This window comes from Enterobacter sp. BRE11 (assembly GCF_031844285.1).
GTDB lineage: Bacteria > Pseudomonadota > Gammaproteobacteria > Enterobacterales > Enterobacteriaceae > Pantoea.
Genome location: NZ_JAUZUX010000008.1, coordinates 21,847 through 39,799, shown reverse-complemented (window position 1 = coordinate 39,799; position 17,953 = coordinate 21,847). Strand labels below are relative to the sequence as shown.

Here is a 17,953-nt window from a genome sequence, read left to right as displayed (position 1 = left end):
TTAGTGAACGGTGCCTATGGACGTTTCTGATCTGCTCAACGGTTTGAATGACAAACAGCGCGAAGCCGTAGCGGCGCCGCGCAGCAACCTGCTGGTGCTCGCAGGCGCAGGCAGCGGAAAAACGCGCGTCCTGGTGCACCGCATCGCCTGGCTGCTCTCGGTAGAGAACTGCTCGCCCTATTCAATTATGGCGGTGACCTTTACCAATAAAGCGGCGGCGGAGATGCGTCACCGTATCGAGCAGCTGATCGGCACCAGCCAGGGCGGCATGTGGATCGGCACCTTTCACGGCCTCGCCCACCGCCTGCTGCGCGCGCACCATCTTGATGCCGGCCTGCCGCAGGATTTTCAGATCCTCGACAGCGAAGATCAGCTGCGTCTGCTGAAGCGCCTGATCAAGGCGATGAATCTGGATGAGAAGCAGTGGCCCGCGCGTCAGGGCATGTGGTACATCAACGGCAAAAAAGATGAAGGGCTGCGCCCGAAACATATCGAAAGCTACGGCAATCCGGTGGAGCAGACCTGGCTGCGCATCTATCAGGCGTATCAGGAAGCGTGCGATCGTGCTGGACTGGTCGATTTCGCCGAGCTGCTGCTGCGCGCCCATGAGCTGTGGCTGCATAAGCCGCATATTCTCAACCACTATCGCGAGCGCTTCAGCAATATTCTGGTGGATGAGTTTCAGGACACCAACAACATTCAGTACGCCTGGATCCGCATGCTGGCGGGCGACAGCGGCCGGGTGATTATCGTCGGCGACGACGACCAGTCGATCTACGGCTGGCGCGGCGCGCAGGTCGAGAACATCCAGCGCTTCCTGCAGGATTTCCCGGCGGCGGAAACCATTCGCCTTGAGCAGAACTATCGCTCCACCAACAATATTCTGAAGTCGGCCAACGCCCTGATCGCCAACAACAATGGCCGTCTCGGCAAAGAGCTGTGGACCGACGGCAGCGACGGCGATCCTATCTCCATCTATTGCGCCTTTAACGAGCTGGACGAAGCGCGCTTTGTGGTCAACCGCATCAAAACCTGGCAGGAGAACGGCAACGCCCTGCAGGACTGCGCCATTCTCTACCGCAGCAACGCCCAGTCGCGCGTGCTGGAAGAGGCGCTGCTGCAGAGCAGCATGCCCTATCGCATCTACGGCGGCATGCGCTTCTTCGAACGTCAGGAGATCAAAGACGCGCTCGCCTATATGCGCCTGATCGCCAACCGCAACGACGATGCCGCCTTCGAGCGCGTAGTAAATACCCCGACGCGCGGCGTGGGCGATCGTACCCTCGACGTGGTGCGTCAGACCGCTCGCGAACGCCAGATGACGCTGTGGCAGGCGACGCGCGAACTGCTGCAAACCAAAGCGCTGGCGGGGCGCGCGGCCTCTGCGCTGCAGCGCTTCTGCGAGCTGGTCGATTCGCTGGCGAGCGAAACCGCCGAGATGCCGCTGCACGTGCAGACCGACCGCGTCATTAAAGATTCCGGCCTGTGGGTGATGTATGAGCAGGAGAAAGGCGAAAAAGGCCAGGCGCGCATCGAAAACCTGGAGGAACTGGTGACGGCGACGCGCCAGTTCAGCTATCAGGACGAAGACGAAGATCTGATGCCGCTGCAGGCGTTCCTGTCACATGCCGCGCTGGAAGCGGGCGAAGGCCAGGCCGATAAGTGGCAGGATGCGGTGCAGCTGATGACGCTGCACTCGGCGAAGGGTCTGGAGTTTAGCCAGGTCTTTATCGTCGGCATGGAAGAGGGAATGTTTCCAAGCCAGATGTCGATTGATGAGGGCGGCCGTCTCGAAGAGGAGCGGCGTCTTGCCTACGTCGGCGTGACGCGCGCCATGCTGAAGCTGACGCTGACCTACGCCGAGTCGCGGCGGCTTTATGGCAAAGAGGTTTATCACCGGCCGTCGCGCTTTATTGGCGAACTGCCGGAAGAGTGCATCGAAGAGGTGCGCCTGCGTGCCAGCGTCAGCCGGCCGGTCAGCCATCAGCGCATGGGCGCGCCGATCGCGAAAAGCGACAGCGGCTTCTCGCTGGGTCAGCGCGTGAAGCATGCGAAATTCGGCGAAGGCACCATCATCAACCTGGAAGGCAGCGGCGAGCACAGCCGCGTGCAGGTGGCGTTCCAGGGCCAGGGCATCAAGTGGCTGGTGGCCGCCTATGCGAAGCTGGAAACCGCTTAGTCACCGGTTGACGACTTTTTCGTCTCAGCGTAACATGCGCGCACTATTATCAAGAGAGGACAACGCCTTGGATACGCCCAGTCGATGCTGGCTTAGTCACCTGGTTACCAGGAATAACATCTAAGGCTTCCTCTTTTAGCGGGTAGCCTTAGCGGTTATCAGCGACCTCCCTTTTTTATCCCGTCGCACGAGTCAGCACTGATTCACCTTTTGAACGAGCGTTTCCGTGTTCAGGCGTTGCCGTGGCCGATCGGCCAACGGCCTTGTCCCATTAAGTCTGCAATGGGGAGTATTGCTATGCTGAGCGCATTTAAACTGGATCGCAGCCGCCTGACGCGTCTGGAGCTGGAAGACGAAAACGACAAACTGACCACGTCGGTGTGGGTTGATCTGATCGAGCCGGAAGAGGGCGAGCGCGACCGCGTGCAGAGCGAACTGGGGCAAAGCCTGGCAACGCGTCCCGAGCTGGAGGATATCGAAGCCTCAGCGCGTTTTTTCGAAGATGAAGACGGGCTGCATATTCACTCTTTCTTCTTTTATGAAGATGCGGAAGATCACGCCGGCAACTCCACCGTGGCCTTCACCATTCGCGAAGGACGGCTCTATACCCTGCGCGAGCGCGAGCTGCCTGCATTTCGCCTTTACCGCATGCGCGCCCGCAATCAGACGCTGATCGACGGCAACGCCTTTGAGCTGCTGCTGGATCTGTTCGAAACCAAAATCGAGCAGCTGGCGGATGAGATCGAGAATATCTATAGCGCGCTGGAGAAGCTCAGCCGCGTGATTATGGAGGGGCAGCAGGGCGAGGAGTATGACCAGGCGCTGTCGCGTCTCGCCGAGCTGGAGGATATCGGCTGGAAGGTGCGTCTCTGCCTGATGGATACTCAGCGCGCGCTTAATTTCCTGGTGCGCAAGGCGCGTTTGCCCAACAATCAGCTGGAGCAGGCGCGCGAGATCCTGCGCGATATCGAGTCGCTACTGCCGCATAACGAATCGCTGTTCCAGAAGGTTAACTTCCTGATGCAGGCGGCGATGGGCTTTATCAACATCGAGCAGAACCGCATTATCAAGATCTTCTCGGTGGTGTCGGTGGTGTTTCTGCCGCCAACGCTGGTGGCCTCGAGCTATGGGATGAACTTCGAGTTTATGCCGGAGCTGAAGTGGAGCTTTGGCTATCCAGCGGCGATTGGCCTGATGATCCTCGCCGGCCTGGCGCCTTATCTCTATTTCAAACGCAAGAACTGGCTGTAACGTCTCAAACCGCACGGCCTAATCTTACAGGCCGCAGAGACGTTAACTAGCGAATGGCCTGGCCCGAAGAGCAAAGCGTCCCGCGACAAGGATGTCGCGGGCCGAGCGAGCAGGGATGCGTAAAGCGACTTTGCGATCGGGCCAGGCCATGCGCGCAGGCACCAAACTAACAGACTAAGCAGTCCGCTTTATCGCGCGTCGGCTACGCAGCGTCGCCACCACCGCATCAAAAATAAATACCGCCAGCGCCAGCCAGATAAAGGCGAAGGTCACCATCTTGTCGGGCGTAATGGTTTCGCCGTAAAACAGCACCGCCAGCAGGAACATCAGCGTCGGGCCGAGATACTGAAAAAAGCCGACGGTGGAGAGGCGCAGCCGCGTGCAGGCGGCGGCAAACAGCATCAGCGGAATCGTCGTCACGATGCCCGCCGCCACCAGCTTCAGGTTAAGGCTCAGCGGGTTGGCGCTCAGATGGCTGGTCGGCGTATCAGCGACGCCAAAAATATAGATCGCCGCCAGCGGAAACAGCCACAGCGTCTCAATCAGCATGCCGCTCTGCGCATCGACCTGAATCTTTTTGCGCACCAGCCCGTAAAAGGCGAAGCTCAGCGCCAGGCCGAGGGCGATCAGCGGCACCGAGCCGAACTGCCACAGCTGCACCAGCACGCCAATGGCCGCCAGCAGCACCGCCAGCCACTGCAGCCGTCGAAAGCGCTCGCGCAGAAACAGCATGCCGAGCACCACGTTAATCAGCGGGTTAATAAAGTAGCCGAGGCTCGCTTCCAGCATATGCTGATTATTCACCGCCCAGATAAACAGCAGCCAGTTGCCGCCGATCGTCACGGCGGTCAGCGCCAGCAGCAGCACCTTCTTCGGCTGCGCCAGCACGCTGCGCACCTGCGCCCAGCTACGGCTCAGGCTAATCAGCACCAGCATAAAAAGCGCCGACCAGATGACGCGGTGCGTCATGATCTCCGTCGGCGGCACGGCTTTTACCAGCTTGAAGTAAGCCGGGGCGATGCCCCAGATAAAGTAGGCGCCGAGCGCGAAGCCAATGCCCTGGCGGGTTTGTTGCGTATCCATAGAGAGAAAGCGTCCGGAAAAAGTCGATTTTCGCACGGCGTGCGCGATTAACCAATCAAATAGGTCGCCGTCGCCGTGGCGATATAGTCGCCCTGCTGGTTATGCAGCTCAACGCGCGCTACCGCCACTTTGTTACCGGCGCGCAGCAGGCTGCTGGTGGCGGTAAAGCGCTCGCCGCGGCCGGGCCGCAGGTAATCGACGCGCATATCGATGGTGCCCATGCGCGACAGGCGCTGACGCAGCTCCTCCTCGCTGATGCTCTCTGCGCGCGTCAGGGCGTTACTGACGCAGACCATTCCGGCGGCGACGTCCAGCACCGAGGCGATAACACCGCCGTGCAGAATCTGTTGTGCCGCGTTGCCGACCAGCATGGTTTTATTGGCGAAGCTGATTTCGGCATAGTCGCTCTCCAGCCGATCCAGCTCCAGGCCGAGTGCCTGATTGAAGGGCATATGGTAAACAAAAATTTCGCCCACCCTCTGGCGGGCTTCCTGCTGAGACAGCAGCAGTGATGACATAGCGGCAATCCTGCGAATACGCCCTGGACGGCGTGAAATGTTAACGAGTTGTGTATTCTATGCCGCGCGCGAGAGGGTTTCCAGTTTCGGAAATCAGCGCTCATCTTCACCGCCTTTTGCGTGTAGAATGGCCTCCTTTTTATGACTCCCCATTCATTTGACACGCAGCCTTCATCGGAGAAAGTTATGCGCAAGCATCGCGCCTTGTTAGCAGCCGCCCTGTTACTCCCTGCGCTCGCGCAGGCAGAGGAAGCCACCGTAAAAGAGGTCCATGATACCCCTCAGGTGCGCGGCAGCATTATCGCCAACCTGCTGGAGAAGCACGACAATCCGTTTGTGCTCTATCCGTATGAGAGCAACTATCTGCTCTATACCTACACCAGCGACATCAATAAAGAGGCGATCTCCTCCTATAACTGGGCGGACAACGCGCGCAAAGATGAAGTGAAATTTCAGCTCAGTCTGGCATTTCCGCTGTGGCGCGGTATTCTGGGTGACAACTCCGTGCTGGCCGCCTCCTATACGCAGCGTTCCTGGTGGCAGCTGTCGAACCGCGGCGAGTCGTCGCCGTTTCGCGAGACCAACTACGAGCCGCAGATTTTCCTCGGCTGGGCCACGGATTACGACTTCGCCGGCTGGACGCTGCGCGATGTGGAAATGGGCTTTAATCACCAGTCCAACGGCCGCAGCGACCCGACTTCACGCAGCTGGAACCGCGTTTACGCGCGCCTGATGGCGCAGAACGGCAACTTCCTCGCCGAAGTCAAACCCTGGTACCGCATACCGGACAGCGAAGACGATAACCCGGATATCACCAAATATATGGGCTATTACCGTCTGAAGCTGGGCTATGTTGCCGGCGAGAATATCTTCAGCGTGGAAGGCAACTACAACTGGAATACCGGTTTTGGCGGCGCGACGCTGGGCTGGAGCTATCCCATCAGCGAACACGTTCGTTTCTATACCCAGGTGTTTAGCGGTTATGGCGAGTCGCTTATCGACTATAACCATCGTCAGACGCGTCTCGGCGTCGGCGTCATGCTGAACGATCTGTTCTGACTCTCCGGAAAACAACAGGAATACAGTGGCAATCTCGGTAGTACATAATCAGGAGGCGCTGGCGCAGCAGGTATTGCAGGATACCTTCGGCTATCAGCATTTTCGTCCCGGTCAGCAAACCATCATCAATGCGGCGCTGAGCGGGCGGGATTGTCTGGTCGTAATGCCTACCGGCGGCGGCAAATCGCTCTGTTATCAGATCCCCGCGCTGGTGCAGGAAGGCCTGACGCTGGTGGTGTCGCCGCTGATTTCGCTGATGAAAGATCAGGTAGATCAGCTGCTGGCGAACGGCGTCGCGGCGGCGTGCCTCAACTCCACCATGACGCGCGAGCAGCAGCAGCAGGTGATGGCGGATTGCCGCACTGGCCGCGTCAGGCTGCTCTATATCGCGCCAGAACGTCTGATGATGGATAACTTCCTTGAGAGCCTGGCGCACTGGCAGCCTGCGATGCTGGCGGTCGACGAGGCGCACTGTATCTCGCAGTGGGGCCACGACTTCCGGCCGGAGTATGGCGCGCTGGGGCAGCTGCGTCAGCGTTTCCCGCAGCTGCCGGTTATGGCGCTGACCGCCACCGCCGACGAAACCACGCGCAACGACATCGTTCACCTGCTCAATATGCAGGACCCGCTGATTCAGATCAGCAGCTTTGACCGCCCTAACATTCGCTATACGCTGGTAGAGAAGTTCAAGCCCACCGAGCAGCTGCTGCGCTACGTTCAGGATCAGCGCGGCAAAAGCGGCATTATTTACTGCAACAGCCGCGCGAAGGTGGAAGACACCGCCGCGCGTCTGCAGAGCCGCGGGCTGAGCGTCGGCGCCTATCATGCCGGTATCGACAGCGCACAGCGTGCCCGGGTGCAGGAGGCGTTTCAGCGCGATGACCTGCAGATTGTGGTGGCGACGGTGGCGTTCGGCATGGGCATCAACAAGCCCAACGTGCGCTTTGTGGTGCACTTCGACATCCCGCGCAATATTGAATCCTACTACCAGGAAACCGGTCGCGCCGGACGTGACGGGCTGCCGGCCGAAGCGATGATGCTCTACGACCCGGCGGATATGGCGTGGCTGCGCAAATGTCTGGAAGAGAAAGCGCCCGGCCCGCTACAGGATATTGAACGTCATAAGCTCAACGCCATGGGCGCCTTCGCCGAAGCGCAAACCTGCCGACGTCTGGTGCTGCTGAACTACTTCGGCGAAGGGCGTCAGCAGCCGTGCGACAACTGCGACATCTGTCTCGATCCGCCAAAGCGTTATGATGGCCTGGTGGAGGCGCAGAAAGCGCTCTCCTGCATCTATCGCGTCGGGCAGCGTTTCGGTATGGGCTATGTGGTCGAGGTGCTGCGCGGCGCCAATAACCAGCGCATCCGCGACCAGGGCCATGACAAACTGCCGGTTTACGGCATCGGCCGCGAGCAGAGCCACGAACACTGGGTCAGCGTGCTGCGTCAGCTTATCCACCTTGGGCTGGTGACGCAGAATATCGCCATGCACTCCGCCCTGCAGCTGACGGAAGCGGCGCGTCCGGTGCTGCGTGGTGAAGTGCCGCTGATGCTGGCGGTGCCGCGCCTTAACGCGGCGAAGCCGAAAAGCAGCAGCGCGCCGAAAATTTACGGCGGCAATTACGATCGCAAGCTGTTCGCCAAGCTGCGTAAGCTGCGTAAAGCGATTGCCGACGAAGAGAATATCCCGCCTTACGTGGTGTTTAACGACGCCACGCTGATTGAGATGGCGGAGCAGATGCCGGTAACGGCGTCGGAGATGCTGAGCGTCAACGGCGTCGGCCATCGTAAACTGGAGCGCTTTGGCAAACCCTTCCTGGTGATGATCAAAGAGCATCTTGATGATGAAGAGTAAAGGACACTACCTATGCTGATGTTATTTGCCACGGTTGCGCTGGTGCATCTGGTCGCGCTGATGAGTCCCGGGCCGGACTTCTTTTTTGTTTCGCAAACCGCGGCCAGCCGCTCGCGCAAAGAGGCGATGATGGGCGTGCTCGGCATTACGCTGGGGATCGTTATCTGGGCGGGCGTCGCGCTGATGGGGCTTCACCTGATCCTGGAGAAGATGGCGTGGCTGCATCAGATCATCATGGTTGGCGGCGGTCTTTATCTGCTGTGGATGGGCTGGCAGCTGCTCAGCTCGGCGCGTCAGCGTCATAAGCAGCCGGAGCAGGATGCGCCGGTGATGGAGTTGCCGAAAAAGGGCAGAAGCTTTCTGAAAGGCTTTCTCACCAATCTGTCGAACCCGAAAGCAATTATCTATTTCGGCAGCGTCTTCTCGCTCTTTGTCGGCAACGACGTCGGCGCGCTGGAGCGCTGGGGCCTGTTTCTGCTGATTGTCGGCGAGACCTTTGCGTGGTTCACACTGGTCGCCGCGATTTTCGCGCTGCCGTGGATGCGTGATAAGTATCAGCGCGCGGCGAAGTGGGTCGATGGCGTAGCGGGTGTATTATTCGCCGGTTTCGGCATCCACCTTATCATTTCTCGTTAAGGCCTGGCTTACTTGCCAGCTTGCGGTTGGGCAGTGCTCGTCATCCTCACGTACTGTAGTACGCTCCGGTGACTGCGCGCTGTCCGCCCGCAATCTGGCTGCGCCGCCGACGGCCTTAAGCATCGGCGCTTACTGCCTTAAGCGATTCTTCTGGCGCTGGCCAGTAGCGCGCCTACCGCCATAAACAGTCCGCCAAAGATCCGGTTCAGCAGCTTCATCTGCTTCGGTCCCTTGATCCAGGCCGCAATGCGCGTCGCCAGCGTGGCGTAGCCAATCATCACGATGATATCGACGACAATAGTGGTGGCGCCGAGCACCAGGTACTGCATCGCCTGCGGCTGGTGCGGCAAAATAAACTGCGGAAACAGCGCGGCAAGGAACACGATGCTTTTCGGGTTGGTCAGGTTCACCAGCACCGCGCGCTTGAACAGGCGGCGGCGCGGCGTCGCTTTCGCCACCGCATCAAGATCGATCGCGCCCGCAGAGCGCCACTGCTGTATGCCGAGCCAGACCAGATAGGCCGCGCCCGCCCACTTCAGTACTTCAAACGCCAGCAGCGACTGGGAAAAGAGCGCGCCCAGCCCGATCCCCACCAGCACAATATGAATCGCCAGGCCAAGCTGCAGGCCGCTGATTGAGGCCGCCGCGCCGCGATAGCCGTGGCTGATGCCGGTGCTCATGGTATTAATCGCGCCGGAACCGGGCGAGAGGCTGAGGATAGTGGTGGTGAGAAGGTAGGTCAGCCACCATTCAGTGGTCATGGGTTGCGCTCCCTGTCTGGGCGGAAATATGACACAATACGCCAGAAACAAGCGTGACGCTACGGGCCGCATGCGCGGCTCGCAACAGGCTTATCGCGCGTCTGCAGGGGGAGAGATGGAACGACATAAAGCGAGCTGGCTCAATCGGGAAAAAGCCTTTGCTGCCTTTGCGCACGGTCCGCTGCTCGACTTCTGGCACCGGCGCGAAGAGCGTGAATTCGTCGGCGTGGAAAACGTCACTCTGCGCTATGTGCGCTTCACCGCGCCGCAACATAAGCGCGTTATTCTTATCGTGCCCGGGCGCATTGAAAGCTACGTCAAATACCCGGAACTGGCGTACGACCTGTTTCACTGCGGCTTTGACGTCGTGATCCTTGACCATCGCGGGCAAGGACGGTCCGATCGGCTGCTGCAGGATACTCACCGCGGCCATGTGGTAGAGTTCACGCACTACGTCGACGACTTAGAGACGCTCTATCTGAAAGAGATTGTCGGCGGCCACTACCAGCACCGCTACGCGCTGGCGCATTCGATGGGCGGCGCCATCCTGACGCTGTTTCTGGCGCGCCAGCCGCAGGCGTTTCATGCCGTGACGCTGGTGGCGCCGATGTTCGGCATCGCGCTGCCGATGCCCTCTTTCCTGGCTGACCGTATTCTTGACTGGGCGGAGAAGCGCCCGGCGATCCGCGATGGCTATGCGCTCGGCACCGGACGCTGGCGCGCGCATCCGTTCGGCATCAACCGCCTGACGCACAGCGCGGAGCGCTATCGGCGCAGCCTGCGTTTTTACGCTGACGATCCCGCCATCCGCGTCGGCGGCCCCACCTATCACTGGGTGCGCGAAGGCATTCACGCCGGGCGCAATATTCTGAGCCTGGCCAGTACCATTACCACGCCGCTTTTGCTGCTGCAGGCGGGCGAGGATCGCGTGGTGGACAACCGTTCGCAGGATCTTTTTTGCGCGGCGATGGCGCAGGCGGGCCATCCCTGCGAAACGCGCGTCATCAAAGAGGCGCGCCACGAAATTCTGTTTGAAAAAGATGCCATGCGCGCCGAAGCGCTGAATGCGCTGGTCGATTTCTTCGAGGCGCATCCCTGATTCGAAAAGTTATCTTACCGGCTACGGCCTATAACAATACCTGAGGTTTTCATGTTTCAAATCGTCGCATTCGATCTGGATGGCACGCTGCTCTCTCCTGAACATCGGTTAACGCCTTACGCCCACGATATTCTGCAACAGCTGGTGGCGCGCGATATCCACTTTGTTTTCGCCACTGGCCGTCATTACATCGACGTGGGGCAGATGCGCGACAAGCTGGGCATTCCCGCCTATATGATCACCTCCAACGGCGCGCGCGTGCACAACGCCGAGGGTGAGCTGGTGTTCAGCCACAACCTCGACGAAGATATCGCGCTGGAGCTTTATGAGCTGCACTACGCCAATCCCGCCATCCTGACGCACGTCTATCGCGACGATGAATGGTTTATGAGCCGCACCCATCCGGCGGAGCAGGACTATTTCCGCGAGTCGGTATTCACTTATCAGGTGTATGAGCCAGGCATGCTGCCGGGCGACAATATCAGCAAGGTCTTTTTCACCAGCGACGATCCCGAGGCGCTGATCCCGCTCGAACTGGCGCTGCAGGCGCGCTGGGGCGATCGCGTGAACGTCAGCTTTTCGCTGCCGACCTGTCTGGAGGTGATGGCGGGCGGGGTGTCGAAGGGGCATGCGCTGGAAGCGGTGGCGAAACAGCTGGGGCACTCGCTCAAGGCGTGCATCGCCTTCGGCGACGGCATGAACGACGTAGAGATGCTGAGCATGGCGGGCAAGGGCTGCATTATGCGTAACGCCCACCAGCGGTTGAAGGATACGCTGCCGGACCTGGAAGTGATCGGCAGCAATGCGGATGATGCCGTGCCGCATACGCTGCGCACGCTGTTTTTATCCTGACGCAAGAGGCCGGCGCGATGCCGGCCTCTTTGTTTATGACGCCAGCTGCTGCTTGTGCTTGCGTTCGTTAATCATGGTCAACAGCAGCAGGATCACCGCCAGCACGCAACCCACCACCATTACCAGGAAACCGCCGTTCCAGCCGAAGAAATCGACGGTATAGCCGACGATGGCGCTGGCCGCGACCGAGCCGCCAAGATAGCCGAACAGGCCGGTAAAGCCTGCGGCGGTGCCCGCCGCTTTTTTCGGCGCCAGCTCCAGCGCGTGCAGGCCGATCAGCATCACCGGACCATAAATCAGAAAGCCGATGATAATCATACAGGCCATATCCACGCCCGGATTGCCGGCCGGATTAAACCAGTAGATTATCGTGGCGATGGTTACCAGCGTCATAAAGAAGACGCCGGTCGCGCCGCGATTCCCCTTGAACACCTTGTCCGACATCCAGCCGCACAGCAGCGTGCCGGGGATGCCAGCATATTCGTACAGGAAGTAGGCCCAGGAGGATTTATCCAGCGTAAAGTGCTTCACCTCTTTCAGGTAGGTGGGCGACCAGTCGAGAATGCCGTAGCGCAGCAGGTAGACGAAGACGTTCGCCAGCGCGATATACCACAGCAGCTTGTTGGGCAGCACATACTGGGTGAAGATCTGTTTCGCCGTCAGCTCCTCTTCATGCGTGGCGCTGTAGTCTGGCGGATAATCATTTTTATACGCCTCAATGGGCGGCAATCCGCAGGACTGCGGCGTATCGCGCATCAGCGCGAAGGCGATCAGCGCCACGGCGATGGCGGCGAAAGCGGGCATATAGAGCGCCGCTTTCCAGTCGTTGAACCAGGCCATGCCGAGCAGGAAGAGCAGCGGCGGCAGGCCGCCGCCGACGTTATGCGCGCAGTTCCATACCGAAACGATGCCGCCGCGCTCTTTCTGCGACCACCAGTGCACCATGGTGCGCCCGCAGGGCGGCCAGCCCATACCCTGGAACCAGCCGCAGGCAAACAGCAGCGCGAACATCACCATAATGCTGGAGGTCGCCAAGGGGACGAAGCCCATAAACAGCATCACCGCGGCGGCGAGGATCAGTCCGGCAGGCAGAAACACGCGCGGATTCGAGCGATCCGAAACCGAACCCATAATAAATTTTGAGAAGCCGTACGCAATCGAGATACCGGAAAGCGCAAAACCGAGGTCGCCGCGCGAAAAGCCCTGCTCGACCAGATAGGGCATCGCCAGCGCGAAGTTTTTGCGTACCAGATAGTAGGCGGCGTAGCCGAAAAAGATCCCGAAGAAGATCTGCCAGCGCAGGCGGCGGTATAAAGGATCAACCTGATCTTCCGCCACCTGTGGCCGATGCGGCGCGGGTTTAAAGATGCTCAGCATAATTGCCCTCCCAGGCACGTTGTCATTATGGAAAGGGACGACGCATCCCAGAGGTCGCCGCCATGTTCCTTTTCGCGTTTATCATGGTGCTTTTCGCGCATGCTGGCTGTGATAGTTGACACATTTGTTACACTTTTATGACAGTCACGTAGGGTGAAATTCACAAAATAGCGATAATCGCGCATAAATCGTGAATTGCGCAGCGGCGAAATGCGTCAATCGGTGTTTTTATGCCCGCTTGTCAACCAGAAAGGGCCGCGCAGGAAAAGTACATTGATTACACTAGCGGCCTCTCTCTTTTTGCAGGATCGAAGCTGTGCTGTTACTGATCGTTACCACTATTCTTTGGGCGTTTTCCTTCAGCCTGATTGGAGAATATCTGGCGGGGCAGGTGGATTCCTGGTTCTCGGTATTGATGCGTCTGGCGCTGGCGGCGCTGGTGTTTTTGCCTTTTCTGCGCTGGCGTGGCTATCGCCCGTCGACGTTGCTGCTCTATATGCTGGTGGGGATGCTGCAGCTCGGCATCATGTACCTGATTAGCTTCGAAGCCTATCTCTACCTTAGCGTTTCCGAGTTCCTGCTGTTTACCGTCATGACGCCGCTCTACGTTACCCTGATTTATGATCTGATCAGCAAGCGTCCGCTGCGTATCGGCTACGCCTTCAGCGCGCTGCTGGCAGTCGCGGGCGCGGCCATTATTCGCTACGACAAGGTTAGCGATCATTTCTGGTTCGGCCTGCTGCTGGTGCAGCTGGCAAATATCTGTTTTGCCATAGGCATGGTGGGCTATAAACGGCTGCAGGAAACCCGGCCGATGCCGCAGCACACCGCTTTTTCCTGGTTTTACCTTGGTGCAGTGCTGATTGCGATTATCGCCTGGTGCCTGTGGGGCAACCCCGCGAAACTGCCGACCACCTCGCTGCAGTGGGGCATTCTGGTCTGGCTGGGCGTGGCGGCGTCGGGGCTGGGCTACTTTATGTGGAACTACGGCGCCACGCAGGTGGATGCGGGCACGCTGGGCATTATGAACAATATGCATGTTCCGGCGGGGCTGCTGGTGAACCTGGCAATCTGGCAGCAGAAGCCGCACTGGCCCAGCTTTATCGCTGGCGCGCTGGTAATTTTCGCCTCGCTATATGTGCATAAGCGCTGGGTAATACGCCGTCGCTGAGGCGTCCCATCCGTCAGGGCAGTGACGATCGCCCTGACGGTCATTGTGCGCGAAACGGCGGAGCTATTTTCCTGCTTTTGGCGGCTGGGTCGGGCGCGGTTTCGCCGTTTTCGAGGGGGAGGATTTTACCGGCTGCGTCGGACGGGGTTTAGTGGCCTGAGACGGCGCGCTTTTCACCGCCTGCGTCGGACTGGTTTTTACCGGCTGTGTCGGGCGCAGCGTCAGGGTCAGGCCCTTTAAGAAGTTACGCATAATCTGATCGCCGCATTCGCGATAGTTTTTATGATCCGGCTTGCGGAAAATGGCGCCAATTTCCGCCTGAGAAACCGTAAAGTTCGCCTTTTCCAGCACGGCCGGAATATCGGTGGTTTTCAGATCGAACGCGATACGCAGTTTTTTCATAAAAATGTTGTTGTTCATGCGGCGTTCGATTGAGGGCGCTGGCATCTCTTCGCTTTTGCCGCGACGGAAGAAAATCAGGCCGTTGAGAAAATAGCCCATCAGCACGTCCGGCAGCGGTTTAAACGCGGCGTCATCCTCTTTTTTCAGCCAGGCCTGCACGTCGCTCAGCGCAACTTCACAGTCGGTGAGTGCGAAAATCTCTACCACTTTGGCATCGCTTAAATTCAGCATAAAGCGCACGCTGCGCAAAATATCGTTATTGGTCATGGTGAGATTTTCTCATGGTCGTTTAACAGGCTGCGCATTATAGGGGAATTTGCGGCTCAGCGTTGCAAAATCGCGCCAGGAATCGCCGCATCGCGCACGAACGGCAGGTGTTCGCAGGCGTGCTGCCGCGCAAAGCGGGTAAAGGCTTCCAGCACCGGCTGACGCTGCTCGCCATCGCGCACGGCAGCATAAAGGCGGCTCCACAGCCCTTCGCCCAGAGTTTTCGTCACGATTAATCCCTGCTTTTCAAAACTCTCTACGACCCAGTGCGGCAGCGCGGCGATGCCCATGCGCGCCGCCACCATCTGAATCAGCAGCAGCGTATTGTCGACGCTCTTGAGGGCCGGGCTGACGCCTGCCGGCTGAAGAAAGTGCCGCCAGATATCGAGCCGCTGGCGCTGCACCGGATAGATCATCAACACCTCCTGCGCCAGGTCCTCGGGGGTAATGTGCTCGACCTGCGCCAGCGGATGATCGGGCGCCAGCACCAGGCGCACTTCGAAGTCGAACATCGGCGTGTAGTGCAGGCCGCTGCGCGGCAGGATATCGGAGGTCAGCACCACGTCCAGTTCGCCCTGCTGCAGCGCAGGCTGCGGATCGAAGGTCACGCCCGATTTAAAATCCATGACTACCTGCGGCCAGCTCTGGCGAAAGTTGTCCAGCGCCGGCGTCAGCCATTGAATGCAGCTGTGGCACTCAATGGCGATGCGCAGCGTCGCCTGATAAGGCTCGTGGCACGCCTGCAGCGCCTGCTGAATTTGCGGTAGCACCAGCTCCGCCAGCTGCAGCAGAATTTCACCCTGCGGCGTGAAGCGCAGCGGCTGGCTTTTGCGCACGAACAGGCGGAATCCCAGCCGCTGCTCGAGATCGCTGAACTGATGCGACAACGCCGATTGCGTCTGATGAAGCTGCGCGGCGGCAGCGGCCAGCGAGCCAGTATTACGCAGAGCCTGAAGCGTCCGCAGGTGCTTAAGTTCGATCATGAGCGTCCTTCACATGGAGATTGAACAATTTGCGCTTGAGCAACATACACTACCCGCAGAATATAGCGGTGTAAACATCTGGACGGCTAAACATCTTTGGCTGCCAGACTGAGCCAAAGAGAACCTATCGGGAGAACAGCGTATGACCATTCTGAACCACAGCCTTGGCTTTCCCCGCGTCGGCCTGCGTCGCGAACTGAAAAAAGCGCAGGAGAGCTACTGGGCGGGCAAGGCGACCCAGCAAGAGCTGCTGGCGACCGGACGCGAACTGCGCGCCCGCCACTGGCAGCAGCAGAAAGAGGCGGGCGTGGATCTGCTGCCGGTAGGCGATTTTGCCTGGTACGATCATGTGCTGACCACCAGCCTGATGCTGGGCAACGTTCCGGCGCGCCATCAGAATAAAGACGGGTCTATTGACCTCAATACGCTGTTTCGCATTGCGCGCGGCCGGGCACCCACCGGCGAACCTGCCGCCGCCGCCGAGATGACTAAATGGTTTAACACCAACTATCACTATATCGTGCCGGAGTTCACAAAAGGCCAGCTGTTCAGGCTCGCCTGGACCCAGCTGCTGGACGAAGTGGACGAGGCGCTGGCGCTGGGCCACAAGGTGAAGCCGGTGCTGCTCGGCCCGGTGACCTATATCTGGCTCGGCAAAGTTAAAGGCGAGCCGTTCGATCGCCTGTCGCTGCTGAATGATCTTCTGCCGGTTTACCAGCAGCTGCTGGCCGAGCTGAAAAAGCGCGACGTCGAGTGGGTGCAGATTGACGAGCCGGCGCTGTCGCTGGAGCTGCCGCAGGCGTGGCGCGAAGCGTTCAGGCCCGCTTACCAGGCGCTGCAGGGCAACGTGAAGCTGCTGCTGACCACCTATTTCGACAGCATCGGGCAGAACCTTGAGGTCATTCGCGCGCTGCCGGTGCAGGGGCTGCATGTCGATCTGGTGCACGGTCGCGACGACCTTGCGCAGCTAAACCAGCAGCTGCCGGCGACGTGGCTGCTGTCGCTGGGCGTTATCAACGGCCGCAACGTCTGGCGCGCCGACCTGAGCCGCTGGTTCGAACGCCTACAGCCGCTGGTCGGCCAGCGTGAACGGCTGTGGATCGGCACCTCATGTTCGCTGCTGCACAGCCCGATCGATCTGAATGCAGAGACCCGCCTCGACGATGAAGTCAAAAGCTGGTTCGCCTTCGCGCTGCAGAAATGCAGCGAACTAAAGCTGCTGAGCGACGCGCTCAACCATAACGACGCGGCCTCGCTGGAGGCCTGGAGCGCGCCCATTCGCCATCGCGCCCACTCCAGCCGCGTCCACAACGCGGCGGTCGGCAGGCGTCTGGCGGCGATCTCCGCGCAGGATACCGCGCGCGCCAGCGCTTACGCCGTCCGCGCCCGTGCCCAGCGCAGCCGCTTTAATCTGCCCGCCTGGCCCACCACTACCATCGGCTCCTTTCCCCAGACCACTGAGATCCGCGGGCTACGCCTCGACTTCAAAAAAGGCAATATCGACGGTAGCAGCTACCGCACCGGCATCGCGCAGCATATCAAACAGGCGATCGTCGAACAGGAGCGTCTGGGCCTCGACGTGCTGGTGCACGGTGAAGCGGAGCGTAACGATATGGTGGAGTATTTCGGCGAGAACCTGGAGGGGTTCGTCTTCACCCAGAACGGCTGGGTACAGAGTTACGGCTCGCGCTGCGTCAAGCCGCCGGTGATTATCGGCGACGTCAGCCGTCCGCGGCCGATTACCGTGGAGTGGGCGACCTATGCGCAGTCGCTGACCAGCAAGCCGGTAAAAGGAATGCTGACCGGCCCGGTAACCATTCTCTGCTGGTCCTTCCCGCGCGAAGACGTGTCGCGTGAAACCATTGCGAAGCAAATCGCGCTGGCGCTGCGCGACGAGGTCGCCGATCTCGAAGCGGCGGGCATCGGCATTATCCAGATTGACGAGCCGGCGCTGCGCGAAGGCCTGCCGCTGCACCAGTCTGACTGGGCCGCCTACCTGGCATGGGCGGTAGACGCCTTCCGCCTTAACGCCGCGGTGGCGAAAGACGACACCCAGATCCACACCCATATGTGTTATTGCGAATTCAACGACATCATGGCGTCCATCGCGGCGCTGGATGCCGACGTCATCACTATCGAAACCTCGCGTTCCGATATGGATCTGCTGGAAGCCTTTAAAGTATTTGAGTATCCGAACGAAATCGGCCCCGGCGTTTACGATATTCATTCGCCGAACGTGCCGAGCGTCGAGTGGATGGAGAATCTGCTGCGTAAAGCCGCGCAGTGCATCCCGGAAGCGCGTCTGTGGGTCAACCCAGATTGCGGCCTGAAAACGCGCGGCTGGACGGAAACCCGTCAGGCGCTGGCGAACATGGTCGAGGCGGCGAAGAGACTGCGCGGCGAAAACGCCGGAGTGTAAGGTGTTGCTGCTGAGGATGGGGCGCTGCGGCGCCCCTTTTT

The 17,953-nt window shown here is 59.6% G+C and carries 14 protein-coding genes and 1 pseudogene; 9 read left to right on the top strand and 6 right to left on the bottom strand.

The window, feature by feature from the left end; all coding sequences use genetic code 11:
• Positions 1-16 precede the first annotated feature (16 nt).
• Both uvrD and corA read left to right on the top strand, forming a co-directional pair.
• Complete coding sequence (gene uvrD / locus Q9R34_RS09915) at positions 17-2,179, top strand: DNA helicase II (protein WP_434126572.1); 2,163 nt, start codon at positions 17-19, stop codon at positions 2,177-2,179.
• Positions 2,180-2,476: 297 nt separating this feature from the next.
• Positions 2,477-3,430 carry a magnesium/cobalt transporter CorA gene (gene corA / locus Q9R34_RS09910; RefSeq protein ID WP_033754593.1) on the top strand — a complete coding sequence of 318 codons (954 nt, stop codon included), beginning with the start codon at positions 2,477-2,479 and terminating at the stop codon, positions 3,428-3,430.
• Between the two features lie 174 nt (positions 3,431-3,604).
• On the opposite strand, the gene rarD is transcribed toward corA, so the two are convergent.
• Complete coding sequence (gene rarD / locus Q9R34_RS09905) at positions 3,605-4,513, bottom strand: EamA family transporter RarD (protein WP_485893361.1); 909 nt, start codon at positions 4,511-4,513, stop codon at positions 3,605-3,607.
• Between the two features lie 47 nt (positions 4,514-4,560).
• A complete protein-coding gene (locus tag Q9R34_RS09900) occupies positions 4,561-5,031 on the bottom strand; it encodes a thioesterase family protein (RefSeq protein WP_434126569.1) in 471 nt (156 codons plus the stop codon).
• A gap of 186 nt (positions 5,032-5,217) precedes the next feature.
• On the opposite strand from Q9R34_RS09900, the gene pldA reads away from it, so the two are divergent.
• From pldA to rhtC, 3 genes are read left to right on the top strand one after another with little or no spacing between them, the layout of a single operon-like run.
• Positions 5,218-6,090, top strand: coding sequence for a phospholipase A (gene pldA, locus Q9R34_RS09895; RefSeq protein ID WP_434126567.1), 873 nt, complete (start codon positions 5,218-5,220; stop codon positions 6,088-6,090).
• A gap of 25 nt (positions 6,091-6,115) precedes the next feature.
• Positions 6,116-7,945 (top strand): ATP-dependent DNA helicase RecQ, encoded by a 1,830-nt coding sequence (gene recQ / locus Q9R34_RS09890; protein WP_485893358.1) that lies wholly within the window; start codon positions 6,116-6,118, stop codon positions 7,943-7,945.
• 12 nt (positions 7,946-7,957) lie between these two features.
• Positions 7,958-8,581: a threonine export protein RhtC gene (gene rhtC / locus Q9R34_RS09885; protein ID WP_485893357.1), complete on the top strand. Its 624-nt coding sequence runs from the start codon at positions 7,958-7,960 to the stop codon at positions 8,579-8,581.
• Between the two features lie 137 nt (positions 8,582-8,718).
• Here rhtC and rhtB read toward each other — a convergent pair whose 3' ends face one another.
• On the bottom strand, positions 8,719-9,342 hold the full coding sequence (rhtB, locus tag Q9R34_RS09880) for a homoserine/homoserine lactone efflux protein (RefSeq protein ID WP_033754609.1): 624 nt from the start codon (positions 9,340-9,342) through the stop codon (positions 8,719-8,721).
• A 115-nt stretch (positions 9,343-9,457) separates the two neighbouring features.
• Here rhtB and pldB point away from each other — a divergent pair, with 115 nt between their 5' ends.
• Together pldB and yigL are read left to right on the top strand one after the other, a co-directional pair.
• The gene (gene pldB / locus Q9R34_RS09875; protein WP_434126560.1) at positions 9,458-10,441 is read left to right on the top strand and encodes a lysophospholipase L2; all 984 of its coding nucleotides are present in this window, start codon (positions 9,458-9,460) and stop codon (positions 10,439-10,441) included.
• A gap of 51 nt (positions 10,442-10,492) precedes the next feature.
• Entirely contained in the window at positions 10,493-11,293 is an 801-nt protein-coding gene (yigL, locus tag Q9R34_RS09870) for a sugar/pyridoxal phosphate phosphatase YigL (protein WP_485893355.1), read from the top strand.
• Positions 11,294-11,326: 33 nt separating this feature from the next.
• On the opposite strand, the gene glpT is transcribed toward yigL, so the two are convergent.
• The gene (gene glpT / locus Q9R34_RS09865) at positions 11,327-12,670 is read right to left on the bottom strand and encodes a glycerol-3-phosphate transporter (RefSeq protein WP_485893353.1); all 1,344 of its coding nucleotides are present in this window, start codon (positions 12,668-12,670) and stop codon (positions 11,327-11,329) included.
• A 316-nt stretch (positions 12,671-12,986) separates the two neighbouring features.
• Between glpT and Q9R34_RS09860 the strand changes: the two genes are divergently transcribed.
• Entirely contained in the window at positions 12,987-13,841 is an 855-nt protein-coding gene (locus tag Q9R34_RS09860; RefSeq protein WP_434126554.1) for a carboxylate/amino acid/amine transporter, read from the top strand.
• Between the two features lie 210 nt (positions 13,842-14,051).
• Here Q9R34_RS09860 and Q9R34_RS09855 read toward each other — a convergent pair.
• Together Q9R34_RS09855 and metR are read right to left on the bottom strand one after the other, a co-directional pair.
• A pseudogene (locus tag Q9R34_RS09855) lies at positions 14,052-14,510 on the bottom strand (YehS family protein); the annotation flags it as partial.
• Positions 14,511-14,566: 56 nt separating this feature from the next.
• Positions 14,567-15,493, bottom strand: coding sequence for an HTH-type transcriptional regulator MetR (gene metR / locus Q9R34_RS09850; protein ID WP_485893351.1), 927 nt, complete (start codon positions 15,491-15,493; stop codon positions 14,567-14,569).
• A 142-nt stretch (positions 15,494-15,635) separates the two neighbouring features.
• On the opposite strand from metR, the gene metE reads away from it, so the two are divergent.
• Positions 15,636-17,912 carry a 5-methyltetrahydropteroyltriglutamate--homocysteine S-methyltransferase gene (metE, locus tag Q9R34_RS09845; RefSeq protein WP_485893349.1) on the top strand — a complete coding sequence of 759 codons (2,277 nt, stop codon included), beginning with the start codon at positions 15,636-15,638 and terminating at the stop codon, positions 17,910-17,912.
• The last annotated feature ends 41 nt before the right edge of the window (positions 17,913-17,953 follow it).